A 24,949-nucleotide genomic window follows, 5' to 3' on the forward strand; every position below is an offset into this window, starting at 1 on the left:
GCGCCATCAAAAACGTTGCTGCGACCTTACGCGCCCTCCGGGGCGCGGGGGCGCAGCAATGGGAACTCTTTGGCCACGATCGCATTTGATTGTCGGAACAGGAGAGATCCATGAATTCCAGGGCGAATATCGATCTAGCCTCGGCAAGTCCGGTGCGCTTGCCGATGCCAGGGGCGCAGCGGGATACCAGACTGGATGTTCTAAGGGCTTTGGCCCTGATCACGATCTTCATCAATCATGTGCCCGGTCAGTTCCTTGAGCGGCTGACCACCAAGAATTTCGGCTTCTCCGATGGGGCGGAAGCTTTCGTGCTGATCTCTGGCATCTCCGTCGGTCTTGCCTACGGCACGCGGTTCAAGCCCGGCAACCGATTGTCGATCGCCTGGAAAGCGGTCAGGCGCGCCTTCACGCTCTATACGGCGCACATGATCACCACTTTCATCACGCTGGTGCTGTTCATTTCCGGCGCTTGGATATTCCGGCATGCGGGCCTGCTCTGCGAGGTGAACATCCTCGCCGTGCTGATGGATCCCGCCCGCGGCATTGCCGCCCTGCTGCTGCTCGGACACCAGATCGGTTACAACAACATCCTGCCGATGTATGGCGCATTGTTCCTGATGCTGCCGCTGATCATGGTGCTGGAGGCGCGAAGCCCGCTGCTTCTGCTTTCGGTTTCGGCTGGCGTCTGGCTGGTCGCGGGCATCTATCAGATCGCGCCGCACACCATGCTGCTGGACGGCTTCTGGTTCCTCAATCCGCTCTCCTGGCAGTTCCTGTTCGTCATCGGCTTCGTTGCCGTCATGCATGTGAAGCGCGGTGGCCGGATATCCTATAATCCGGTCCTGTTTGCGCTATCGCTCGCCTATGTGATCCTGTCCTTCATCTGGGTCACCGACAAGCTCTGGGTGCTGGGCGATCATCTCGCGGCGTTCGGCCTGCCGACGGTCGTCACCGGTTTCGACAAGACGTTTCTGTCGCTGCCGCGCTTGCTGCATGTGCTGGCGCTTGCCTATCTCATCATCACTCTACCGACCATTTCGCGGCTGCTGCGTCGGTCCGCCGATCATCCGTTGGCAATCCTCGGGCGGCATTCCCTCAGCATCTTCGTTGCGGGCACGATTCTCGCCATGGCCGGCCAGGTGATCCTCTACGTCACCGACAAGGACCCGGCCGTCGGCGGTGCCTATGTCATCGTCGGCCTCGTCGCGCAGTTCGCCTATGCCTATTATCTCGAGCACAAACGGCTGGATGGCGCCAGCCGCCGGCCGCTTTCAACGTCTGTCGCGAGCATTCCGCTGCCGGTGCAAATCGAAAAGCGCCGATAGTCGGCTCTGCGGCCATTTGGTACCACAACGAATAATTTACTGATTTATATCGGTAATTCGATTTGCGACGCTATGTGAACGAAGTGTGACGTGATCTTTCTGCAACGCAATGGCGGCTCATTGCGCTGCAGCAAAGATTCTATTGCTCAAAATCTTGTTGTGCAAAATTGAATTACATACATCCGGTTTGTGAGGGCGCTCGGGGAGTGCCGTCACCCCGGCGCTATACGCGTCCAAACGGACGCGACGCATTCGTGGGGATTGTCAAAACGGGAATGGGGTAGGGACGTCGAATTCTCGGCGCGATCACTCATGCCCAATCGATACTGGATTGGAGTAATCTATGAATATCAGAAGTCTTCTTCTCGGTTCGGCCGCCGCCCTGGCCGCCGTATCGGGGGCGCAGGCGGCTGACGCCATCGTGGCCGCCGAACCGGAACCGCTTCAATATGTTCGCATTTGCGACGCCTATGGCGCCGGCTACTTCTTTATTCCGGGCACCGAAACCTGCCTCAAGATCGGCGGCCGCGTCCGTACCGAAGGCGAGTGGTACGATGCCTACAACGCCAACAGCAGGAACGGTACGCTCTGGCACACCCGCGCCGAGCTCTACATCGACACGGCCAGCGATACCGAATACGGCCCGCTGAAGACCAACACCGTCTACCGTTGGGACTGGCAAGAAGGCGGCAGCACCTCCACCAAGCTGCTGTGGGCCAATATCAGCCTCGCCGGCTTCACCGTCGGTAAGCTCGACTCGCAGTACAATCTCTACATGGGCTATGCCGGCAACGTCATCAACGACGACGTCGTCTATGACGGCCCGAAGGAACTCAACCAGTTCACCTACAAATATGATGCTGGCAACGGCTTCACGGCGGTGATCTCGCTGGAAGATTCCAACTCGTCCGCCGACACCTCCTCCTACGGCGGCGCATGGCGAACCGGCAAGGCCGATCACTATGCTCCCGACGTTGTCGCCGGCGCTGGCTACAAGGCAGGTGCATGGACGCTGCGGGTTATCGGCGGCTATGACAGCATTGTCGAGGAAGGCGCCATCAAGGCGCGTATCGATGCCGATTTCGGTGACTTCAAGGCCTTCCTGATGGGCGGCTGGAACACGGACGGCGACAAGCTCAACAAGTATGCCGGGTCCTACCTCAACAGCAACCGTTCTGCCTGCCCGACCAATGGTGCGGATTGCGGCTGGGGCGACTGGGCCTTCTGGACCGGCGCCAGCTATCAATTGACGCCGAAGCTGCAGGCCAATGCGCAGGTAGCCTATACCGACTCGAAGATCTTTGCCGCCACCGCCAACGTCGCTTGGCGTCCGGTCAAGGACCTGCTGATCGAGCCGGAAGTCTCCTACACAGATTGGGATGCGGCCGACAAGGACCAGTGGGCCGGCGTGCTTCGCTTCGAACGCAAGTTCTGATCTGATCCCGGGTTGACCTTGGTCATAACCAGGTTGACCCGTCACTACCGGTTTGACGTCGGCCGTAACTCCAGCTTGACGCCACTACCGATTTGACCTCCGATCAGAGAAGGAGAAAGGCCCGGTTTTCCCTGCCGGGCCTTTCTTGTTTTTGGGTATGGCCCGGGTATTTGGCAGAGCCCCTCACCCTAGCCCTCTCCCCGCTTGCGGGGAGAGGGGACCAGTTCCGTGTTTGGGGCACGCTCTGTGCCATGGACTAAATGTGCTGACTTTGCTCGGTAAGCTCCCTCTCCCGCATAAGCGGGGAGAGGGTTGGGGTGAGGGGCCAGGCACAAAGCTGCGGCGGTAACGCGCTCGCCTGACAAATGCCGTCTGGCGAAAATTCGGCAACAAAAAAGCCGGGAGAGTATCACTCTCCCGGCTTCGATCTTTAGGCCCCTGCGAAATGCTAGGCGGCTTCGTTTTCCGTTGCGTGTGCCTTGCGGACTTCGTCGTCCGTCAGGATGCCGCTGGCGCGGAGCAGGGCGGCGAAGCGGCCGTTGCTCTGGCTGAGCTCGTTGAAGCTGCCGTTTTCAATGACGCGGCCGTTGTCGAGGAAGAGCACGATATCGGCCTCGCGTACCGTCGACAGGCGGTGAGCGATGATGAAGGTCGTGCGGTTCTGGCGCAGATTGTCGATCGCCGCCTTGACCCGGTTCTCGGTCTCCACGTCGAGCGCGCTGGTCGCCTCGTCGAGCACGAGGATCGGCGCGTCCTTGAGGATGGCGCGGGCAATAGCGATACGCTGGCGCTCGCCGCCGGAGAGCTTGTTGCCGCGTTCGCCGACCCGGGTCTCGTAACCGCTCTCGCGATTCTCGATGAAGTCATTGGCGGCAGCCGCCTCGGCAGCGCGAACCATTTCCTCTTCCGTCGCGCCCTCGCGGCCGAGACGGATGTTGTCGCTGATCGAGCGGTTCAGCAGGCCGGCATCCTGGAAGACGGTGGCAATGTAGCGGCGCAGCGACTTGCGCGTCACCTTGGTGATGTCATTGCCGTCGACGAGGATCTGGCCGTCCTGCGGGTCGAAGACGCGCTGCAGCAGGTTGACCAGCGTCGTCTTGCCGGCGCCGGTCGGGCCGACGATGGCGACCGTCTGACCGGCCTTCACCGTGAAGTTGATGTTGCGCAGGCCCTGCGACGTATTGCCGAAGCCGAAGGACACGTTGCGGAACTCAACCTCGCCCTTGACGTCCTTGATTTCAGCAAGGCCGGCCGGCTCTTCGCGGTCGCGGACGGAATCTTCCAGCGTGTAGAAGTCTTCTAGCTTGGCGCGTGCTTCGAAGATCTGGTTGGCGAAGTTGCGGAGCTGTTCCAGACGGCCGATCAGCACGTTGGCGAAAGCGATGAAGGTGATGAGCGCACCGAGGCTCAGGCTGCCGTCCTGGACGAGCAGCGTACCGATCATCAGGATCGCCATCATCGCGACGGTCGAAGCCGTACGGTTCAGCGCGCCGGCCAGCGCCCACCAGTCGAGAACCGGATACTGGGCGGCGAGCAGTCGTTCGGTGAAGGACTTCAACGCCTTGGTTTCGGCTTCGATACGGTTGTAGCTATGCAGCACCGAGACGTTGCTGATCGAGTCGCTGACGTGCGAGAACACGGTATTGTAATGGCTCTCCACCGAGGTCTGGCCATCCTTCGTCCGGTTCATGACCAGACGGCCGATGATCCAGTAAAAGACGCCGAGCAGGATGAGAACGGCCGACAGGCGCAGGTCCATGGCGATGGCGGTCGGGATCATCACGATGAGAGCGACTGCCGTCGTCAGATGGTTGCGCATGAATTCGAGCCACAGACCGAAGAGGGCTTCGCAAGCGCGCAGCAGCGTGTTCAACGCACTCGCCGTGCCGCGCTGGCTATGCCAGGAGAGCGGCATGGAGATGATGCGGCTGAACGCTTCGGTCAGCAGCGAGGCGCGGCGTCCATGGGCAAGACGATCCGCCTCGCGGGAAACGACGATGAAGGCAACCGCACTGAAGACGGCGAAACCAGCCCACAGCATCATCGTCGGCGCCGCAGCCTGCTTTTTGGCAATGGCGTCGAAGATGCGGCCGAACAGAACCGGCTCGTAAATAGTCGTCATCGCCAATGCGATGTTTGCAATGACAACCATCCAGACGCGATATCGATACGCGCCAAGATACTTCAGGGCTCTTGCATAGACTTTGAACAGCGACACGTCTGGCACCCTCTGTGCATCTGCGAAATACGGAATGCTCGGATGCTACAGATTGGTTCCTGAACCGGCGATTAACGGAATCCTACACTGTTTTTTCAGGCGAATTTTTTGGCGTTTTGCCGGGTGCTGCAGGGGCGTGCAATCGGTTGTCAGGAAAATGCGACAATTTGAGAATAGTTTATATCATGGCATTGTCGGGCGGCGATGTGGTTGCTATTCAGGGTTGATCACAAAATTTTTCGCCAAAGACGTTTAATTTAATTTCGATCCGATTATGTTTGCGCGCCATCAGCCGCCTCGGAGGCTCGCGGGAAATGCGGGCGGCATCTGCTGACGAACGACCAGGCTTTTAGGCCAGGGGGTATATGTGAATATTCATTCCTTAATACAATTGCTTGTGGTCATTGAAGAATGCAAGCTTGCCAAGAATGTCGTGGCGGAACTGGAGCTGGTTCTTAGGTCCTATAAGTTCGATTTCTATGGTCTGCTGAAGCAGCCGCGGCCGAATACGGACCCCATGACGGTGATGCTGGCCGGGCGCTGGCCCGACAAATGGCCCCTCACTTATGTCTCCAAGAAATACCTGCTTGTCGACCCTACCATCCGCTATCTCGGCCGGGCGCAACGGCCTTTTCGCTGGCGCGAAGCCATGTCGGCGCTGAAGGGCGATCCGCTGCGCCGGCGCATGGAGCAGATGATGGCCGATGCCCGCGCCAACGGGCTGATCGATGGCTACATCTTCCCCATCTATGGACGCAGCGGCTTGCTCGGCAGCATGACGATCGGCGGCAACGTGGTCGACCTGTCGCCCGTCGAAATCTCCCTGTTCGAGGCGGTGGCGAAAAAAGCCTTCTGGCGGCTACTGGAGCTGCGCAATGAAGCGCATTCGCTGGAACAGCCGTCTACAATCGACGTCAAGCTGACGCGGCGCGAGACGGAGGTGTTGAATCTTCTGGCAGAAGGCATGACCTCCATGGAGATCAGCCGGATGCTCAAGATCTCCAATCACACGGTCGATTGGTATATGAACAGCATCCAGGACAAGCTGAACGCCAAAAACCGCCAGCATATCGTTGCCATCGCGTTCAGAAACGGACTTATTCCGTAATGGCAACTATTTTGATGTCGGATGTCGCAGGGGAAATTGAACTTCTTGTGACAAGAAGTTAAGAATTCCCTTCGCGGGTGCAGCATGGCCCGCTTTCGGCTTCGTGAGGGAGAGCGCATTGCCCATTTCCAAGATCCTGGTTGCCAACCGTTCCGAGATAGCGATCCGCGTGTTCCGCGCGGCCAATGAGCTCGGCATAAAAACAGTCGCCATCTGGGCCGAGGAAGACAAACTCGCGCTGCATCGTTTCAAAGCGGATGAAAGTTATCAGGTCGGCCGCGGCCCGCATCTGGCCCGCGATCTCGGGCCGATCGAAAGCTATCTGTCGATCGACGAGATCATCCGCGTCGCCAAGTTGTCCGGCGCCGATGCCATCCATCCCGGCTACGGCTTGCTGTCGGAAAGCCCGGAATTCGTCGATGCCTGCGATGCCGCCGGCATCATCTTCATCGGCCCGCGCGCCGATACGATGCGCCAGCTCGGCAACAAGGTGGCAGCCCGCAATCTGGCGATTTCGGTCGGCGTTCCCGTCGTGCCGGCCACCGAGCCGCTGCCGGATGACATGGCGGAGGTTGCCAAGATGGCCGAGGCGATCGGCTATCCGGTCATGCTCAAGGCCTCCTGGGGCGGCGGCGGCCGCGGCATGCGCGTCATCCGCTCCAAGGCCGATCTCGCCAAGGAAGTGACCGAAGCCAAGCGCGAGGCGATGGCCGCTTTCGGCAAGGATGAGGTCTATCTGGAAAAGCTGGTCGAGCGCGCCCGCCATGTCGAAAGCCAGGTGCTGGGCGACACGCACGGCAATGTCGTGCATCTGTTCGAGCGTGACTGTTCGGTTCAGCGCCGCAATCAGAAGGTCGTCGAGCGTGCACCGGCACCCTATCTCACAGAAGCGCAGCGCCAGGAACTCGCCGCCTATTCGCTGAAGATCGCTGAAGCCACGAACTATGTCGGCGCCGGCACCGTCGAATATCTGATGGATGCCGATACCGGCAAATTCTACTTCATCGAAGTCAATCCGCGCATCCAGGTCGAGCATACGGTGACCGAAGTCGTCACCGGCATCGATATCGTCAAGGCGCAGATCCATATCCTCGACGGCTTCGCCATCGGCACGCCGGAATCGGGCGTTCCGAAGCAGGCGGACATCCGCCTCAACGGCCATGCCCTGCAGTGCCGCGTGACGACGGAAGATCCGGAGCATAATTTTATTCCGGATTACGGCCGCATCACCGCCTATCGTTCGGCCTCCGGCTTCGGCATCCGCCTCGACGGCGGCACCTCCTATTCCGGCGCCATCATCACCCGCTATTACGATCCGCTGCTCGTCAAGGTGACGGCATGGGCGCCGAGCCCGTCGGAAGCGATTGCCCGCATGGACCGCGCGCTGCGCGAATTCCGCATCCGCGGCGTCGCCACGAACCTGACCTTCCTCGAAGCGATCATCACCCATCCGAAGTTCAAGGATAACAGCTATACGACGCGCTTCATCGACACGACGCCGGAGCTGTTCCAGCAGGTCAAGCGTCAGGACCGCGCCACCAAGCTTTTGACCTATCTCGCCGACGTCACCGTCAACGGCCATCCGGAAGCCCGCGGCCGGCCGGCGCCGTCGCCGAAGGCGGCCGAGCCGGTATTGCCCTATATCGACGGTAAGGTTCCCGACGGCAGCAAGCAGCGTCTGGATCAGCTCGGCCCGCAGAAATTCGCCGAGTGGATGCGCGGCGAAAAGCGTGTACTGATGACCGACACGACGATGCGCGACGGCCATCAGTCGCTGCTTGCCACCCGCATGCGCACCTTCGACATCGCCCGGGTCGCCGGCACCTATGCGCGCGCTCTGCCGCAGTTGCTGTCGCTGGAATGCTGGGGCGGCGCCACCTTCGACGTCTCCATGCGCTTCCTGACCGAAGATCCGTGGGAGCGCCTGTCGCTGATCCGCGAGGGTGCGCCGAACCTGCTCTTGCAGATGCTGCTGCGCGGCGCCAACGGCGTCGGCTACACCAACTATCCCGACAATGTCGTCAAATATTTTGTCCGCCAGGCGGCCAAGGGCGGCATCGACCTCTTCCGCGTCTTCGACTGCCTGAACTGGGTCGAAAACATGCGCGTGTCGATGGATGCCATTGCCGAGGAGAACAAGCTTTGTGAAGCAGCGATTTGCTACACCGGCGATATCCTCAATTCCGCCCGCCCGAAATACGACCTGAAATATTATACCGATCTCGCCGTCGAGCTGGAAAAGGCGGGCGCCCATATCATCGCGCTGAAGGACATGGCCGGCCTCTTGAAGCCGGCTGCGGCCAAGGTGCTGTTCAAGGCGCTGCGTGAGGCGACCGGCTTGCCGATCCACTTCCACACGCACGACACCTCGGGCATTGCAGCCGCAACCGTACTGGCAGCGGTCGATGCCGGCGTCGATGCGGTCGATGCGGCGATGGATGCGCTCTCCGGCAACACCTCGCAGCCCTGCCTCGGCTCGATCGTCGAAGCGCTCAAGGGCACCGAGCGCGATCCGGGCCTCGATCCCGAATGGATCCGTCGCATCTCCTTCTATTGGGAGGCGGTGCGCCATCAATATGCGGCCTTCGAAAGCGACCTCAAGGGACCGGCCTCGGAAGTTTATCTGCACGAAATGCCGGGCGGCCAGTTCACCAATCTCAAGGAGCAGGCGCGTTCGCTCGGTCTCGAGACCCGCTGGCATCGGGTGGCGCAGGCCTATGCTGATGCCAACCAGATGTTCGGCGACATCGTCAAGGTGACGCCGTCCTCGAAGGTGGTCGGCGACATGGCGCTGATGATGGTGTCCCAGGACCTGACGGTTGCCGATGTCGAAAATCCCGCCAAGGACATCGCCTTCCCGGATTCGGTTGTTTCCATGCTGAAGGGCGATCTCGGCCAGCCGCCGTCCGGATGGCCGGCAGCGCTGCAGAAGAAGGCGCTGAAGGGGGAGAAGCCCTATACGGTCCGCCCCGGCTCGCTGCTTGCCGAAGCCGATCTCGATGCCGAACGCAAGGTCATCGAGACCAAGCTGGAACGCAAGGTCGACGACTTCGAATTCGCCTCCTACCTGATGTATCCGAAGGTCTTCACCGACTATGCGCTGGCCGCCGATACCTATGGTCCGGTGTCGGTCCTGTCGACGCCTGCCTATTTCTACGGTCTGAAGGAAGGCGACGAGCTGTTTGCCGAGATCGAGAAGGGCAAGACGCTCGTCATTGTCAACCAGGCAATGACGGCCACCGATGACAAGGGTATGGTCACCGTGTTCTTCGAACTCAACGGCCAGCCGCGCCGCATCAAGGTGCCGGACCGTGCCCATGGTGCGTCGGGCAGTGCCATCCGCCGCAAGGCCGAAGTCGGCAATGCCGCCCATGTCGGCGCACCGATGCCGGGCGTCATCTCGACGGTTTTCGTCACACCCGGCCAGGAGATCAAGGCCGGCGACGTGTTGGTCTCCATCGAGGCGATGAAGATGGAAACGGCCCTGCATGCGGAGAAAGACGGCACCATCGCCGAAGTCCTCGTCCGCGCCGGCGACCAGATCGACGCCAAGGACCTGCTGGTGGTTTACGGGGCTTGAACGTCCATAGCGAAACAAGGAAGGGGCAGCTCTTTGAGCCTGCCCCTTCTCTGAATGCGGAATTGAAGACGAAATCCCATCGATGACAATCAGTTCTCATCGCTTCGGGCAATATGACGTCATCCTTTTGCGTGACGGCGTCTTCGAAGCGCCAGCGGATGTGTTGATCCATACAGATGGCAGCGTTGCACGGCAGCGCGCCATCGACGCGTGGGGAAAACCGACGCTTCAGGTGGATGTAAACTGTTTCGCCCTGCGGGGCGCCGACGGTATCATTCTCGTGGATACCGGCACCGGGACATCGTGGGGACCTCAATATGGTCACGCGCGATCTGCGCTGCATGAGGTTGGAATCACATCGGACCAGATCCAGCGTATATTGATCACCCATATCCATGGCGACCATGCTCTCGGCTTGCTCGATGGAGATACCCCGTATTTCCCTCATGCCGATGTGTTCGTGCCGGAGAGCGACTTCGCCTTTTTTACCGATCCGGCGGCTCGGCAGGCGACGCCGGAGGCGCGGCGGGGTGGCTTCAAGGCGGCCGAACAGCTCCAGCGCGTATATGGATCGCGGGTGCGGCCGATTCCGGAAGGTCCGGTGTTCCCCAGCATAGAGGCGCGTCTTCTACCGGGCCACACTCCCGGTCACACCGGATATCTGGTTCGTGGCGAGGACAACGCTCTCTTGATCTGGGGCGACACCTTGCACCTACAAGATCTTCAACCCGGTGATCCAAAGATCGGGCTGGTCTTCGATGTCGACCCCGAGATGGCGGCGCAAACTCGCCAAGCAACACTGGAAAATGCTGCCCGCGAAGGATGGATCATCGCCGGTGGCCACATCAGCGGTTTCGGTCGCGTACAGCGGGTCTCCGAGGGCTACCAAATCTTGCCGGTGTGACATACTTGGCCCTTTTCCTGCCCCCTCACCCCACGCGTTCCACGCGACCCATACCGGGGTCGAGCCACGGGTCTCAACCCACCCTTCGGATCCCCGATGGGGCGAGGGTTTTTCCCTCAGATATCGTAGCTGTGCCCCGCATTCAGCGTCGAGATGAACTGCTTCGTGCGCTCCTGTGTGGGGGCGCCGAAGAGGGTGCGGGAGGGGCCGGTTTCGACGATGTTGCCGGCCTCGAGGAAGACGACGCTGGTGGCGATCTTCGAGGCGAGGCGCAGGTCGTGCGTTGCCATCACCATGGTCGTGCCTTCGTTGGCGAGCCGGCCGAGAACGTCGACGACTTCGGCGGCGAGTTCGGGGTCCAGCGCCGAAGTCGGTTCGTCGCAGAGGAGAACGCGGGGCGAGGGGGCAAGCGCACGGGCGATCGCCACGCGCTGCTGCTGCCCGCCCGATAGCGTCGAGGGCCAGGCATCCATCTTGTGCGCCATGCCGACCTTGGTCAAAAGCTCGACGGCGCGGTCGCGCGCCCTTTCGGCCGGCCAGCGCAACACGGTCACCAGACCTTCCATGACGTTTTCGATCGCCGTCTGATGCGGAAAGAGCTGGAAATTCTGGAAGACCATGCCGGTCTGGCGGCGAATTTTCTGGATATCCTGCCAGCCGATCTTCTTGCCCGGCTGAAAGGTGGTCGTTTCCTCGCCGATGCGGATCATGCCGGCCGTTGGGATTTCCAGAAGGTTGATGCAGCGCAGCAGCGTGCTCTTGCCACCGCCTGAAGGGCCGACCAGCGCCGTCACGGTGCCTTCCGGAATGAGCAGGCTGATGTCTCTCAGGATGACATTATCGCCGAAGCGTTTTTCGATGTGCGACAGCTCGATCATGTCTGCGCCTCCAGCGTGCCGCCATAGCGGGCGAAACGGCGTTCGAGAGAGACCTGTAGCATTGACAGGACAGAACTCATGGCAAGATAGATCAGGGCCGCTTCGATATAGAGGATCAGCGGCTCATAGGTCGTTGCCACGATACGCTGTGCTGCCATAAACAGCTCCGGCACGGTGATCGCCGCGGCAAGCGACGTATCCTTGACGAGCGAGATGAAGGTGTTCGACAGCGGCGGCACGGCGACGCGCGCAGCCTGCGGCAGGATGGTGCGGCTCATCGCCTGGCGCCAGCTCATGCCGATGGAATAGGCGGCTTCCCATTGTCCCTTCGGAACGGAGGAGATCACGGCGCGGATGATCTCCGACGTATAGGCGCCGACACTCAGCGTGAAGCCGATCACAGCGGCCGGAAAGGCGTCGAGCAGGATGCCGATGTTCGGCAGGCCGTAGAAGATGACGTAGAGCTGCACCAGCAGCGGCGTGCCGCGGATCACCCAGACGTAGAAGCGTGCAACGGCGACGAGCGGGCGCGGGCCGAAAAGCCGCGTGACGGCGGTGAGCAGGCCGAGCAGCAAGCCGAGAACGAAAGTGATCAGGGTGAGCGGGATGGTGAAGACGAGCCCCGCCCAAAGCAGCGTGCCCAGAGACTCCCACCACAATTGCAACCAGTGCTGCACGAAAAAGCGGCCTTTCAATAAGAGAATGCGTCCGGAAACGGGTCCGGACGCATCTTTTTCACAATTTGGCGTCTATGCCTATTACTTCGAAACGTCCTGGCCGAAGTATTTCTGCGAAATCTTGGCATAGGTGCCGTCGGCCTTGATGTCGGCCAGCGCCTTGTTGATGGCAGCCTGCAGCTCCGGTTCGCCCTTGCGGATGATGGCGGCGGAATAATCGGCATTGGCCTGCTGGGCGACGATCTTCACCGGCGCATCGGGCTTATGCTTCTTGAAATCGAAGAAGGACAGGCTGTCATTGATGGTGGCATCGGCGCGGCCGGTCAGCACGAGCTGGATCGATTGGTCGAAGCCATCCGTGCCGACGAGTTCAGCACCGGACTGCGTGGCGAGCTTGCCGAAATTGCTGGTCAGCGACTGCGCGGCCTTCTTGCCCTTGAGATCGGCGAAGTCCTTGATGTCGCTATTGCTTTCCTTGACGATCAGCACGGCCTTGGAAGCAATATAGGGATCGGAGAAATCATATTTCTGCTTGCGGGCATCGGTAATGCCGACTTCGTTGATGACGGTGTCGTAACGGTTGGCGTCGAGGCCGGCGATCAGGCCGTCCCACTTGCCTTCCAGAAACTGTGCCTTGACGCCGAGCTTGCCGGCGACCGCTTCGGCGATCTCGACATCGAAGCCGACGAGTTTGCCGCTTTCGTCATGATAGGTGAAGGGAGCATAGGTGCCTTCCGTGCCGACCTTCAGGACGCCGGCGGACTGGATCGCCTTCAGGTTATCGCCGGCATGGGCGGGCAGCAGGAACGCAGCCTGAACGAGGGCGGCAGCGGCGACAGTCTTCAACCAGTTCATTGTTTTCTTCCGTTTCTTGATCGGTTCAATCGATGATGAATACATTGCAGAAAATCTAGGGCAGTGAAGCGTAGAAAACTGCAAAAGAAATCGGCAATTGCGAATATTTTTCTCAAAGAAGCCGAAGGCACAAATCGAGTTCGTCTCTGATGGGGATTCCGTTGTCGGCGATCCTTGGAATACTTGGCTTCAGCAACCGCGCTTTGTCGACCGCCCCAGGTCGAACCCGCCGAAGTTCAAAACCTCGGCGTTGGTAAAAGCGGAGAGCATCGAGATTGTCGTTCGTGGTCATGACCCAGAGTGCGGATAGGCCTTGCCGACGCAACTGATCGGCCAGAGCGTCGATCAAGGCCGTTCCCACGCCCTGACCGGGGCGAACAGCATCCAGCGACATCAGTTCCGCCTCATTGCCTTGCATCCGGTAGGTTGCCAATCCCTGGTCAGGATCAACGACGAGAGCCGGCAGATCCAGTAGATCAAAAGTCTCGTCATGAGCGACGACCTTCGTGTCGCCCCATCGTTCCGTGAGGAGCTTGACGATCCAATCCTTGTCTTGGGGTCCAGGTTCGCGCGTCATCATAAGTCCATTCATAACATTGGTTCCACGCCGGATGGAATGAAGCGTCCCGCCGGTGCGAAATGGCCACAAAAGTCGGCCCTATAGGCGCTGCCGCCGGCCTGGAAATTAAGTGCCATATGGCCCTTTCCGCGCTATAATGTCCGGCTGCGATTTAGACGGAAAGGTGAAGTCAATGAAGAGGCTAGCAATCGTTGCCTTGTCGCTCGCGACGACGTTGATGAGCGTCTCGCCGGCCCTGGCGTTTCCGACCATTGTCATTCCGAAGGTCGAGGCGCCGAAGGCGCAGCCGGTGGACTATCATGGCGGTCACGGCGGATACTATCATGGTGGATACGGCGGATATGGCGGGTACTATCATCACCACCATGGCGACAACTGGGGCTGGGCGCTTGGCGGCCTCGCCGCAGGCGCACTAATCGGCGGGCTGCTGGCGCAGCCGAATTACTACGGCTCTGGTTATTATGGCTCTGGCTACTACGACCCAGGCTATTACGGCCCGTCCTACTATGGTTCGGGCTATTACGCGCCGCGGTACTACTACGCACCACGGTACTACCGCCGGGCCTATTATGGTGGCAGTGGGCATGTGCGCTGGTGCTATGCGCGTTATCGGTCCTACAGGGCTTACGACGACACGTTCCAGCCCTCTTACGGTCCGCGACGGCCGTGCGTTGCGCCATACTAGTGATGGCGTAAAACTATCTATCGGAATGGCTGCCGGTGGCGCAGAGCCGCCGGTCGGCCGGATCGTGATTGCCGTCGAGTCGCGCGTATGGCCAACAGAAGCGACAGTGCATAACGAGCCTCAGAAACCGCTATCTGCTCCACCTCAAACGGTTGCTACTCTTCCCTTCATCCGCTCGCTGACGATGATGATCAGGCCGGCGCTGAGGATGAAGGCTGCGCCGACGAAGGTGTTGGCCTTCGGGATATCGCCCCAGATCAGGAAGCCGAGCAGGAAGGCTGAGATGAGCGAGGTATATTCGAACGGCGCCAGCACGGAGACCGGAGCCTGCCGCATGCCTTCGAACAGGGCAAGCTGTCCCGCGCCGGCGATGACGCCGCCGCCGAAAAGCAGCAGCACCTGATAGGCGCTTGGCGTATGCCAATGCAGGATGGCCATGGTGGCGGTCAACAGGATGAAGATGATGTTCGAGACGGCCATCTGGATATGGCTCTTCTCGTGCAGCGCGGTCTTGCGCAGCAGTACCATGCCGGTTGCCCAGAGCACGGCGGCCTGCAGCGCTAGATAGACGGGCCAGGAGATCGACAGGCCGACTGGATTGGAGGCGATCACCACGCCGCAAAAGCCGAGGCCAACCGCCATCCAGCGGACGAAGCTGACCTTCTCGCGGAGCACGAAGGTCGCGAGAATCGTGCCGACGACCGGGGCGGCGTAGTAAAGCGTCGTTACTTCGGCGAGCTGCAGGTAGCGGGCGGCGGAATAGTAGGAAGTCCAGGCGATCACCAGCAATATGCTGCGCACGATCATCGGCTTGATGATCGGCGAGCGGCGGACCTTGCGCACCAGTGCCGGCCCCTCGAAGAGGAAGCAGCCGGCAAGGATGGTGCAACTGCGCCAGAAGAGGATCTGCCAGACCGGAATGTCGGTGACGAGCAGTTTCACCACCGAATCATGGGCAGTGAACAGCATGTAGGCAAACACCGTAAGCAGGATGCCGTAGCTGATGGGGTTTTTCACGGAAGCACCAGGGGAATGGCTCGAAGCAGGCCGGCCGAAAACTCTTTTAAGGCTCAACCGATAGGAGCCTAGTTTTTCGCCGTCAATAGGCCATATGGGCGGGGTAGACCGGGTTCATAATATTATTTGCGGTTGTGACTTCCTTGCCTCCGATTTAACAGGCGGAGACGAAACGTGACCAATGTGAGTCTTTTCGGATATTGAGATTCTAATCGATTTAAATATCCTGCGGCCACCGATTTGGGGGATTTCTTATGGATGATATGACACGATCCGGTAGCTTTCAGGCTCGTAGAAGCGGATTTTTCACAAAATCTCGCGCCGCCGTTTCCCTGCTATTTTTGATGAATGGCTTCACCGTCGGCTGCTGGGCGCCAAAGATTCCGGAGTTCGCCGAGCGGCTGCAACTGACCAAATTCGAACTCGGCCTGATGATCCTGGTCTTCGGCCTGGGGTCGCTGGTAATGATGCCGATGGCGGGTGCGCAGATTGCAGGGCGCGGCTCGAAGATCGTCGTCAAGGCTTTTGCCGTGCTGCTGCTGCCGATGCTGCTCGCCTTGACCGTCACCCAGAATGTCTGGACCGCCGCGATCGCTCTCTTCCTGTTCGGCGGCTTCATCGGCGCCATGGATGTGGCGATGAACGCCAATGCCGTATCGGTGGAGAAATCCATGCATCGGGCGATCATGTCGTCCTGCCATGCCTTCTGGAGCCTCGGTGGTCTCATTGGCTCGGCGATCGGCGGTTTTCTGATCTCGCGCTGGGGCGTGCTCGGCCATGCCGAAGTCTCCACCGCCCTTGCTCTTCTCTTTCTCGCCGTCGCCTGGCCGATGATCCTCGGTGACCAGCCGCATCCGGATGAGGCAAAGCCGAAGGCGCGGTTGCCGATGATCCCGCTGCCCTGGCTGCTTGGCATGATGGCGCTGTTCTGCATGATCCCGGAAGGGGCGGTGCTCGACTGGAGCGCGCTCTATCTCGGCCAGGAAAAGGGCGCATCGGTAACGCTGTCGGGCTTCGGCTTCGCCGCCTTCTCGCTCACCATGGCAACGATGCGTTTTGCCGGTGATTTCGTTCGCGACCGGCTGGGCGCCGTCAAGACGCTGCGTGTCTGCACGGTCTTTGCGATTGTCGGCATGTTGCTCGCGGCGCTGGCGCCGAATGCAGAGCTGGCCATTGTCGGTTTCGCGCTATGCGGCATCGGCATTTCCAACATGGTGCCGATCGCCTTTTCGGCTGCGGGCAATATTCCGGGGCTGCAGCCGGGCATCGGCATCTCCGTCGTCACCACCATGGGCTATTCCGGCATGCTGGTCGCCCCGTCTGCGATCGGCTTTGCTGCCGAACACGTCGGCTTCTCGCCGGTTTTGATGGCGTTGCCGGTCCTGCTGCTTGTCGTGCTGGCGCTGTCGTCCTTGGCGCGTTATGCCGATGGCATCGGCGGCGGCTCGCATTAATTTGGTCGCTTTCGCCTGCTATCGACCATGCTTTCGCCTGAGCAAAAGTGATGCCCGAAGCGGTTGACAACGACCGCTCCGTGATCCACCTGAAAGGCACCCATTTCCCGAGGCTAACGAGAGTTCTCCATGTCGTCCGCCAGTGATTTCGATCCGAAGCCGCGCCGTTCCTCCGTTGCCGTCGATGTCGGCGGCGTCATTGTCGGCGGCGGCGCGCCCGTGGTCGTGCAGTCCATGACCAACACCGATACCGCCGATGTCGATTCGACGGTGGCGCAGGTCGCGGCGCTCTATAGGTCCGGTTCGGAGCTGGTGCGGATTACCGTCGATCGCGACGAAAGTGCCGCCGCCGTGCCGAAGATCCGCGAGCGGCTGTTGCGCCTCGGCATGGACGTGCCGCTGATCGGCGATTTCCATTATATCGGTCATAAGCTGCTCGCCGACCACCCGGCTTGCGCCGAGGCGCTGGCGAAATACCGCATCAATCCCGGCAATGTCGGCTTCAAGGACAAGAAGGACAAGCAGTTCGCCGAAATCATCGAGATGGCGATCCGCTATGACAAACCGGTGCGCATCGGCGTCAACTGGGGCTCGCTCGACCAGGATCTCTTGACCGCGCTGATGGATAAGAATGCTGCCGAAGGTTCGCCTCTGTCGGCCCGCGAGGTGACGCGCGAGACGATCGTGCAGTCGGCGCTGATATCAGCCGATCTCGCCGAGGAAATCGGCCTGCCGCGCAATCGCATCATTCTCTCGGCTAAGGTCAGCCAAGTGCAGGACCTGATCGCCGTCTATTCCATGCTCGCCGCCCGCTCCGATCACGCGCTGCATCTCGGCCTGACCGAGGCCGGCATGGGCAGCAAGGGCATCGTCGCCTCGTCGGCGGCCATGGGTTATGTTCTGCAGCATGGCATCGGCGACACCATCCGCGTTTCGCTGACGCCGGAGCCGAATGGCGATCGTACCCGCGAAGTGCAGGTGGCGCAGGAGCTGCTGCAGGTCATGGGCTTCCGTCAGTTTATTCCTGTCGTCGCCGCTTGTCCCGGCTGCGGCCGCACGACTTCGACTGTGTTCCAGGAACTGGCCCAGAACATCCAGAACGACATCCGCAAGAACATGCCGGTCTGGCGCGAGAAATATCCGGGCGTCGAGGCACTGAACGTTGCCGTCATGGGCTGCATCGTCAACGGCCCCGGCGAAAGCAAGCATGCCGATATCGGCATCTCGCTGCCCGGCACCGGCGAAACGCCGGCGGCCCCCGTCTTCATCGATGGCCAGAAGGCGATGACGTTGCGCGGCCCCAATATCGCTTCGGACTTCGAAGCGTTGGTGACCGATTACATCGAGAAGCGTTTCGGCCAGAAGAGCGCAGCGGCGGAGTGATCCGCCGCTGGATCTGCCCTCAGATACTTGGCCTCAGATATTGCTGGTCAAAAGTTTGATTCCGGCGAAGCAATAGAAGCCAGCCATGGCGCCTTCGATCCACCGGCGTGCATTCCTGTAGATTTTCAAGGCATGCGGCGTGGAGAACAGCGCCGCGTAGCCCATGAACACGACAAAACCGGTCGTGCAGCAGACTGCGATGATCAGCACGGCGACGGAGGCCGGTGCGCCCTGCGGCATGCCCAGCGCGATGATGGCGAGCCAGGCGAAGATCGCTTTCGGATTGGTGACGTGAATGCCGTAGCCGCGCAGGATCAGCGACTTAAAGCTGGGGCTTCTTGTTTCTTCCTTGACGGCCGGCAAGTCGCCGCTTGCCCGCACCGCGCGAAATGCCTTGTAGGCGAGATAGAGCAAATAGAGCCCGCCAAAAATCTTCAGGATCTCGAGTGCCATCGCATAGGTCTGCAACAGCGTGGCAAGCCCGGCGGCGGCAGCGGTCGCCCAGGTCAGCGAACCACCGAAAATGCCAAGCGAAATTGTCATGCCCGCCTTACGGCCATGCGTCATCGACGTTGCGATGATGGCCATGATCGCCGGTCCGGGACTGACGACGGCAATGAGATAGGCAATATAGGCCGGCAGGATCTGCGGCAGATAGGCAAGTGCCTCATGCATGGGATGGCTCCGCAGGATTTCAGACGACGCGGCCTATTCCGCGTGCCTGAAACTGCAATTGGCGCCAGACTTGCCATGGAATCGTCGGAACGTCACTCTTGTCCCGAAGATTTCTTGTCATGGTGACATTTTGCGCCATGTCGCCATGGTGCGATCTTCTCGCATTCGCCTCCGGCGAAATAGAGTTGGCCGGCTCTCTAGCCCATTAAAGCTTGCTGCTGCTCGCAGATGTTCTGATTCATTCGAAACAGATTGCCCGGATCGTATTTTCTCTTGATCCGCAGAAGTCGCTCGAAGACATCAGGCCCAAAGGCGTCCCTTACAAGATTTTGGGCCTCCCCGAGGCCCGGGAAGTTCAGGTAACTCCTCCCGGTGCCATGAACCTGCATGTCGTTCCAAACCGACTTCACCCATGCGATGTTGGCTTCATCGTTCGACGGCGACGACCAAATGGCGTCGAGGCTAAGCATGAAGGGCATGGACCTGTCGCCGAAGGCGGTGGCGTCGGCGGCGACGCGGCCCAACTGTCCACCAAACTTCCAGATGGATGCGAATGTCATCTCCGATGGCCGTCTGTCCAGTCCAGCCGCAATCGCCTCGATCGTCTCCTGCCTTAGATGCGCGAGATAGGTGGACTTCCAGTAGCACCGGTCGCGCCCTTTTGGAAAAAGACCATCATAGAGCGTCTGCAGGGTGCGGTATGGCAGGCGGTCGCTGAAATCCATCAGGGGTTCACCGAACTGACGAAGCGGCATCGTGACCAGCTCGCCGGTCTCCGCCGGACCGTCGTAGACTGTCGCCAAGCTCAATACCCTGCGGCCCCAACAATTCTGCGGATAGGCCGGATCGTCGGGGACCGTGGAGAACTCGGCCAATCCTGTGACTTCGTCGGGCGCCCCCGCCATATAGTCGCGCCACAGGGCGAGTACCTCCACGGCTCTCTCCTCCGGATAGACTGGCGCGCAGAACATGAGCAGCGGCGGGATCTCATGGAGCATGAACTCGAAATTGACGACGACACCGAAATTGCCGCCTCCGCCTCTAAGCGCCCAGAAGAGATCTGGATTTTCCGCTGCGCTGGCGCGAACCAAGCGCCCGTCGGCGGTCACCAATTCCACCGAGATTATGTTGTCGCAACTCAATCCATGCTTTCCCCGCAGCCAGCCGATGCCGCCGACAAGGGCGAGGCCAGCGACGCCGGTCGCGGAAATGAGGCCGCCGGGAGTGGCCCTGCCGAACGGCGTCGTGGCCGCGTCGACGTCGCCCCAGGTCGCGCCTCCTTCCACGAACACGCGATCGAGTTCGGGAGGCACGCGCACGGAGTTCATCTGCGACAAGTCGATCATCATCCCGCGATCGCAGACAGCGTATCCCGCGACGTTGTGGCCGCCGCCTCGCACGGCGATCAGGAGATCGTGTTCCCGGGCATAGTTTACGGCGAGAACGACGTCGGCGGCGTTGCGACACCGCGCGATCACCGCCGGCCGCCTGTCGATCATGCCGTTCCAGACGATCCTGGCCTGCTCATATCCGGCGTCATCAGGCTCCAGCAGTTCTCCGCGAAAGCCATTGCGTAGCTGGTCAGTCGACATGTCGAACCTCCGCCTTCTGCCCGAAATGTCTCAAAGCTAGTTCAACGTCGGATGAGGTGCTAAAGCTATAAATGCCATGACCTGGTGATTTCCGCCATTTGATGGGGGTGATTTCGATGTCCGCAGGCGATCGACCACTGAACGTCGCGATACTCGCCGTCCCCGCGGCGACGGCCTCGACCCTCTACGGCATGCTCGATCTGTTCTCGTCGCCCGGTCGCGACTGGCCGTTCATAACCAGGGGCGAGATCTGCGAGGCACGGATGCGGCCTTATGTCGTCGCTAGAAGCGTCGAGAATTTTCGGGCGATAAACGAGGTGCGGATCCATCCAGACTTCGCCCTACATGACTGCCCGTCGCCAGACATCGTCTGCATTCCCGACTTCTTCGTGAACCCAGGCGAAAGCGTCTCCGGCCAATATGATCCCGAAGCGCAATGGCTGGCCGAAAACTACCAACGTGGATCATTCCTTGCGAGCGCGTGCTCCGGGGCAGTCCTGTTCGGCGAAGCGGGATTGCTCTCGGATTGCGAGGCGACCATACATTGGGGCTATGTCTCGACGTTGGCGGACAATTATCCTCGTGTGCACGTGAACATCAACCGTTCCCTCGTTCTCACGGGCGAAGGTGAGCGGATCGTCATGGCCGGAGGAGGTTCGAGCTGGCAGGATCTCGCACTCTATGTCATCGCGAGATTCGTGGGGCTGAAGGAGGCGATCGAGGTCGCCAAGGTCTATATGCTGCAGTGGCATGACCTTGGCCAGCAGCCATTCGCATCTCTTACCTGTCGCCGCTGCTCGGACGATCCTATGATCGGCAGTTGTCAGGAATGGCTGGCGCTCCACTACCGGACACGTGCGCCGATCGCATCGATCATCGCACGATCCGGATTGCCCGAACGATCCTTCCTTCGTCGTTTCACGAAGGCGACCGGGATGAAGCCGATCGATTATCTCCATGCGGTTCGGATTGAGGAAGCCAAGCAACTGCTTGAGACGAGTGAGATGAGTGTGGAAGCCATAGCCGACGAGGTCGGCTACGAGGACGTTAGCTTTCTGAACCGCCTGTTCCGACGCAAGACCGGCCTGACGCCCGCCCAGTACAGGCTTCGTTTCGGCCATTTGTCAAAGCTGGCCGCTAGCTGACACGACAACTTCGCTCGTCCACCCGTGCTCTCGGCACGAAAATTTCAGCTCCTGCGGCTCGCCACGAAGCGTGCCGTCTCGATCAGCAACGTCGCCTTCTCTCCATAAGGGGATAGCAGCTCCGCAGCTTCCGTCACCAGGCGGGCAAGCGTGGTTTCGGCCCAGGCCTGGCCGTGCAGCGCCACCAATGTTCCTTTGCCGCGGCCGGCATCCTTGCCGGTGGCCTTGCCCATGGTGGCGGCATCGGCGGTGAGGTCGAGGAGATCGTCGGCGAGTTGGAAGGCGAGGCCGATCTTTTCGCCGAAGGTTCGCAGCCGCTGACGGTTTTCAGCCGAGGCGCCGGCAATGATGGCGCCGGCTTCGCAGGCAAAGCGGATCAGCGCACCAGTCTTCATCGCTTGCAGCATGGTGATGCCGCGCTCATCGGGAGCCTCTTTTTCGGCAGCGAGATCAAGGGTCTGGCCGCCGGCCATGCCGCCAATGCCGGCGGCGCGCGACAGCGCCAGCACGAGTTCGATCTTTCGGTTCGATGGCAGGTCGGTTTCCGGTGCGGCGATGATATCGAAAGCGTAGGTCAGCAGGCTGTCGCCGGCGAGGATCGCTGTCGCATAGTCGAAGGCGATATGCACGGTCGGCTGGCCGCGGCGCAGGTCGTCGTCATCCATGGCCGGCAGGTCGTCATGCACCAGCGAATAACAGTGCACACATTCGAGCGCCGCGCCGATGCGGAGTGCTGCGTCGTCGTTACCACCGAGAAGTGCGGCAGTCTCCATCACGAGAAACGGTCTCAGCCGCTTGCCACCATTCAGCACACCATGGCGCATCGCTTCGAGCAGGCGGGTGGGGCGAGTGATTTCGCCGCTCAGGCAAGCATCGGCAAGTAGCTGGCTCAGGATAGCCTCGACCTTGCCGGCATTGTCCCTGAGGCGATGTTCGAAGGAGGAGTTGGTGCTGTCCATGGCCGCTGTTTGGCATGAGTGCGTGTTGCTGGCAACGAGAATTGTCAACAGCCAAGGTGGGAATCTCGTCGCACTCTGGTCATCGCTCTGTGTAGACGGTATGACAATTGGAACATTCCTGGCGTGTTCCTCGGACGTGCAAGGATGTTCGGGGGGTGGAGTGACTGAGGGCCTTCAGCAATTGGACATATCGACTGACAGCGATGAGGAAGCCGAGATGCGGCAAAGCCCAGGCCGGCTTGCGCGGTTCAAGGCCCGTCCGCTCTGGCAGCGCATTGTTCTCGTCGTCGTCGGTTTGATGCTGCTGCCCTATCTGCTCATCCTCCTTTATGTTCTGCCGTTCATTCACCCCATTTCGACCCTGATGCTGCGCGATGCCGTCACCTTTCAGGGATACGATCGCCGATGGGTTTCCTTCGATGAGATAGCGCCGGTGCTGGTGCAGTCGGTCATGGTCTCCGAGGACGGGCAGTTCTGTTTTCATGGCGGGGTCGACTGGGGCGAGATGCGCATGCTGGTGCAGGATACGCTGCGGGGCCAGGCCACGCGGGGCGGCAGCACCATCCCGATGCAGACCTCGAAGAATCTTTTCCTCTGGAACAGCCGCTCCTTCGTGCGCAAGGCGTTGGAACTGCCGCTGGCCGTTTCCTCATCCTTCGTCTGGTCGAAGCGACGAATGATGGAAATCTATCTGAATATCGCCGAATGGGGGCCGGGCATTTATGGCATAGAGGCGGCGGCTCGCTATCACTTCAAAGTGCCGGCCTCCAAGTTGAACGCTCGTCAGGCCGCCCTTCTCGCCGTTTCCCTGCCCAATCCGATCGACCGGGTGGCGAGCAAGCCGGGGCGCGGACTGCGCCAGCTCGCCTCGCTGATCCAGCGGCGGGCGAAGAATTCCGGCGAGTACATCAAATGCCTTTATAACTGATATCAGAACTTGTCGTTCGATCGGCTAACCGTCATCTGGCATTCTTGCTTCTGACGTAAGGGCGGGTGATCTGCCAACCAAATCGGACCTGCCCCATGAGCTCGATGTCTTTTCGCCCGAACTGCTGCAATATTCCAAGAGCCGTCATCCCGAACCGTCCATTCATCTCGGCACGCGCTTTGATCTCTCGGGCAATTTCCAATATGAGCCGGGCAATACGATCGTCTGCCATGTGGTGGAGGGCTCCGAAACGCAGCGCGCCCTCGTTGCTGCTCGCGAGCAATTTCTGGCCATGCCGGAAGCTTCGCAATTCACCTTCACGCCGATTTCCAGCCTGCATATGACGCTGTTTCAGGGTATTATCGAATACCGCCGCAACCAGCCCTATTGGCCGGCGGATATTGCCCAGGATACGCCGGTCGACGAGATGACCGAGATCATGGGCGAGCGCCTGAAGGCCTTTTCCATGCGCGATCCCTTCAAGGTGGCGGTGACGCATGCGCGGCCGAGCGGCCTTTTGATGGATGGTGCGACCGAGACGGATCGGAAGGTGATACGGGAGTGGCGCAACGCTCTTGCGGATCTTCTCGGCTATCGCCACCCCGATCATGACGTCTATCCGTTCCACATCACCTTCGCCTATGTCATCGAGCGGCTGGATGATGAGGCGCTGCCAGGCTGGCAGGCAATGCTGGACAAGGTTGCCGCCGAAGTCCGCGCCGAAGTGCCGGTTCTCGAACTGCGCCCGCCGGCCTTCTGCGCCTTCGACGACATGAAGCATTTCGAGGAACTTCTGGTGTTCGAGTTCCAAAAATAAGAAGGACAAACCATGGACAAGCTGACCCTCTATATCGGAAACAAGAACTATTCCTCCTGGTCGTTTCGGCCGTGGATCGCCTTGGAGGGTTGCGGCATCGCTTTCGAAGAGGTGCTGATCCCCTTCGATTTTCCGGCCGGCAACCCGCGCATCCGCGAGGTTTCGCCGACGGGCAGGGTGCCGTTGCTGGTTCATGACGGCTTGAAGGTCTGGGAATCACTCGCCATTATCGAATATGCGGCCGAGCTTTTCCCTGACGCCGGCCTCTGGCCCAGAGAGCGGCAGGCGCGTGCGATGGCGCGTTCGATCTCCATGGAAATGCTGGCGGGCTTCCGGGCGCTGCGCAATGCCTGCCCGATGAACATCCGTCGTCCCATCAGCCGGCTCGATCTGCCGGAAGGCGTCATGGAGGATGTGGCGCGGATCGAGACGATCTGGCGCGAGATGCGCGCCCGTTCCGGCGGCCCCTTCCTGTTCGGCGCTTTCTCCGGCGCAGACGCCATGTTCGCGCCGATCGTCAATCGGTTGGAGGTTTATGATCTCGTCAGTGCTGCCGATACGCTGGACTACATGGCTGCGATGAAAGCCCTGCCCGCCTGGCAGAAATGGGAAAAGGCGGCGCGTGAGGAGCCGTGGATCGTGCCGGAGGACGAAGCCTGATCGGTGATTCGGCTTCCATCCGGCTGAATCCGACGGTGCGGGCAAAAAATGCGGGAAGGGACTGGTCAAAGCCC

Annotated in this window: 21 protein-coding genes; 12 read left to right on the forward strand and 9 right to left on the reverse strand. The window is 60.4% G+C overall.

The features are described from left to right. The first annotated feature begins 110 nt into the window (after nt 1–110). On the forward strand, nt 111–1,325 hold the full coding sequence (locus QD357_RS05995; protein ID WP_107109842.1) for an OpgC family protein: 1,215 nt from the start codon (nt 111–113) through the stop codon (nt 1,323–1,325). Between the two features lie 343 nt (nt 1,326–1,668). After that, nucleotides 1,669–2,760 (forward strand): porin, encoded by a 1,092-nt coding sequence (locus tag QD357_RS06000; RefSeq protein WP_107109841.1) that lies wholly within the window; start codon nt 1,669–1,671, stop codon nt 2,758–2,760. 448 nt (nt 2,761–3,208) lie between these two features. Here QD357_RS06000 and QD357_RS06005 read toward each other — a convergent pair whose 3' ends face one another. Next, a complete protein-coding gene (locus QD357_RS06005) occupies nt 3,209–4,978 on the reverse strand; it encodes a glucan ABC transporter ATP-binding protein/ permease (protein WP_107109840.1) in 1,770 nt (589 codons plus the stop codon). Nucleotides 4,979–5,345: 367 nt separating this feature from the next. Between QD357_RS06005 and QD357_RS06010 the strand changes: the two genes are divergently transcribed. From QD357_RS06010 to aidB, 3 genes are all read left to right on the forward strand, one after another. Further along, nucleotides 5,346–6,086, forward strand: a complete 741-nt coding sequence (locus QD357_RS06010) for a helix-turn-helix transcriptional regulator (protein WP_107109839.1) — start codon at nt 5,346–5,348, stop codon at nt 6,084–6,086. A gap of 118 nt (nt 6,087–6,204) precedes the next feature. Beyond that, nucleotides 6,205–9,666, forward strand: coding sequence for a pyruvate carboxylase (gene pyc / locus QD357_RS06015; protein WP_107109838.1), 3,462 nt, complete (start codon nt 6,205–6,207; stop codon nt 9,664–9,666). Between the two features lie 82 nt (nt 9,667–9,748). Further along, the gene (gene aidB / locus QD357_RS06020) at nt 9,749–10,570 is read left to right on the forward strand and encodes an AidB family quorum-quenching N-acyl homoserine lactonase (RefSeq protein ID WP_107109837.1); all 822 of its coding nucleotides are present in this window, start codon (nt 9,749–9,751) and stop codon (nt 10,568–10,570) included. 116 nt (nt 10,571–10,686) lie between these two features. Here the strand turns inward: aidB and QD357_RS06025 are convergent, their stop codons facing one another. The 4 genes from QD357_RS06025 to QD357_RS06040 form a co-directional block, all read right to left on the reverse strand. After that, entirely contained in the window at nt 10,687–11,448 is a 762-nt protein-coding gene (locus tag QD357_RS06025; protein ID WP_107109836.1) for an amino acid ABC transporter ATP-binding protein, read from the reverse strand. Continuing rightward, entirely contained in the window at nt 11,445–12,125 is a 681-nt protein-coding gene (locus QD357_RS06030) for an amino acid ABC transporter permease (RefSeq protein ID WP_107109955.1), read from the reverse strand. The genes QD357_RS06025 and QD357_RS06030 overlap by 4 nt, the downstream gene beginning before the upstream one ends. A gap of 81 nt (nt 12,126–12,206) precedes the next feature. After that, nucleotides 12,207–12,980, reverse strand: a complete 774-nt coding sequence (locus QD357_RS06035; protein ID WP_107109835.1) for an amino acid ABC transporter substrate-binding protein — start codon at nt 12,978–12,980, stop codon at nt 12,207–12,209. Between the two features lie 112 nt (nt 12,981–13,092). Next, a complete protein-coding gene (locus tag QD357_RS06040; RefSeq protein WP_107109834.1) occupies nt 13,093–13,572 on the reverse strand; it encodes a GNAT family N-acetyltransferase in 480 nt (159 codons plus the stop codon). Between the two features lie 160 nt (nt 13,573–13,732). On the opposite strand from QD357_RS06040, the gene QD357_RS06045 reads away from it, so the two are divergent. Beyond that, complete coding sequence (locus tag QD357_RS06045; protein WP_107109954.1) at nt 13,733–14,245, forward strand: BA14K family protein; 513 nt, start codon at nt 13,733–13,735, stop codon at nt 14,243–14,245. Between the two features lie 144 nt (nt 14,246–14,389). Here the strand turns inward: QD357_RS06045 and QD357_RS06050 are convergent, their stop codons facing one another. Next, the gene (locus tag QD357_RS06050) at nt 14,390–15,262 is read right to left on the reverse strand and encodes a DMT family transporter (RefSeq protein WP_107109833.1); all 873 of its coding nucleotides are present in this window, start codon (nt 15,260–15,262) and stop codon (nt 14,390–14,392) included. Between the two features lie 254 nt (nt 15,263–15,516). Here QD357_RS06050 and QD357_RS06055 point away from each other — a divergent pair, with 254 nt between their 5' ends. Together QD357_RS06055 and ispG are read left to right on the forward strand one after the other, a co-directional pair. Next, complete coding sequence (locus tag QD357_RS06055) at nt 15,517–16,716, forward strand: MFS transporter (protein WP_107109832.1); 1,200 nt, start codon at nt 15,517–15,519, stop codon at nt 16,714–16,716. A gap of 129 nt (nt 16,717–16,845) precedes the next feature. Next, on the forward strand, nt 16,846–18,099 hold the full coding sequence (gene ispG, locus QD357_RS06060; protein ID WP_107109831.1) for a flavodoxin-dependent (E)-4-hydroxy-3-methylbut-2-enyl-diphosphate synthase: 1,254 nt from the start codon (nt 16,846–16,848) through the stop codon (nt 18,097–18,099). Nucleotides 18,100–18,132: 33 nt separating this feature from the next. Here ispG and QD357_RS06065 read toward each other — a convergent pair whose 3' ends face one another. After that, the gene (locus QD357_RS06065) at nt 18,133–18,774 is read right to left on the reverse strand and encodes a LysE family translocator (RefSeq protein ID WP_107109830.1); all 642 of its coding nucleotides are present in this window, start codon (nt 18,772–18,774) and stop codon (nt 18,133–18,135) included. A 197-nt stretch (nt 18,775–18,971) separates the two neighbouring features. Beyond that, a complete protein-coding gene (locus tag QD357_RS06070) occupies nt 18,972–20,366 on the reverse strand; it encodes an FAD-binding oxidoreductase (RefSeq protein WP_107109829.1) in 1,395 nt (464 codons plus the stop codon). Nucleotides 20,367–20,482: 116 nt separating this feature from the next. On the opposite strand from QD357_RS06070, the gene QD357_RS06075 reads away from it, so the two are divergent. Further along, nucleotides 20,483–21,511, forward strand: coding sequence for a GlxA family transcriptional regulator (locus tag QD357_RS06075; RefSeq protein ID WP_107109953.1), 1,029 nt, complete (start codon nt 20,483–20,485; stop codon nt 21,509–21,511). A 44-nt stretch (nt 21,512–21,555) separates the two neighbouring features. On the opposite strand, the gene QD357_RS06080 is transcribed toward QD357_RS06075, so the two are convergent. Further along, complete coding sequence (locus QD357_RS06080; RefSeq protein WP_107109828.1) at nt 21,556–22,470, reverse strand: polyprenyl synthetase family protein; 915 nt, start codon at nt 22,468–22,470, stop codon at nt 21,556–21,558. Between the two features lie 217 nt (nt 22,471–22,687). Between QD357_RS06080 and mtgA the strand changes: the two genes are divergently transcribed. The 3 genes from mtgA (at nt 22,688) to QD357_RS06095 (ending at nt 24,875) form a co-directional block, all read left to right on the forward strand. After that, nucleotides 22,688–23,398 (forward strand): monofunctional biosynthetic peptidoglycan transglycosylase, encoded by a 711-nt coding sequence (gene mtgA, locus QD357_RS06085; RefSeq protein WP_107109827.1) that lies wholly within the window; start codon nt 22,688–22,690, stop codon nt 23,396–23,398. A gap of 88 nt (nt 23,399–23,486) precedes the next feature. Continuing rightward, nucleotides 23,487–24,215 carry a DUF1868 domain-containing protein gene (locus tag QD357_RS06090; RefSeq protein WP_107109826.1) on the forward strand — a complete coding sequence of 243 codons (729 nt, stop codon included), beginning with the start codon at nt 23,487–23,489 and terminating at the stop codon, nt 24,213–24,215. A 12-nt stretch (nt 24,216–24,227) separates the two neighbouring features. Then, nucleotides 24,228–24,875: a glutathione S-transferase family protein gene (locus QD357_RS06095; RefSeq protein WP_107109825.1), complete on the forward strand. Its 648-nt coding sequence runs from the start codon at nt 24,228–24,230 to the stop codon at nt 24,873–24,875. Nucleotides 24,876–24,949: the final 74 nt, after the last annotated feature.

The organism is Rhizobium sp. BR 317 (assembly GCF_047445835.1).
In the GTDB taxonomy this organism is placed as follows: Bacteria; Pseudomonadota; Alphaproteobacteria; order Rhizobiales; family Rhizobiaceae; genus Rhizobium; species Rhizobium paranaense.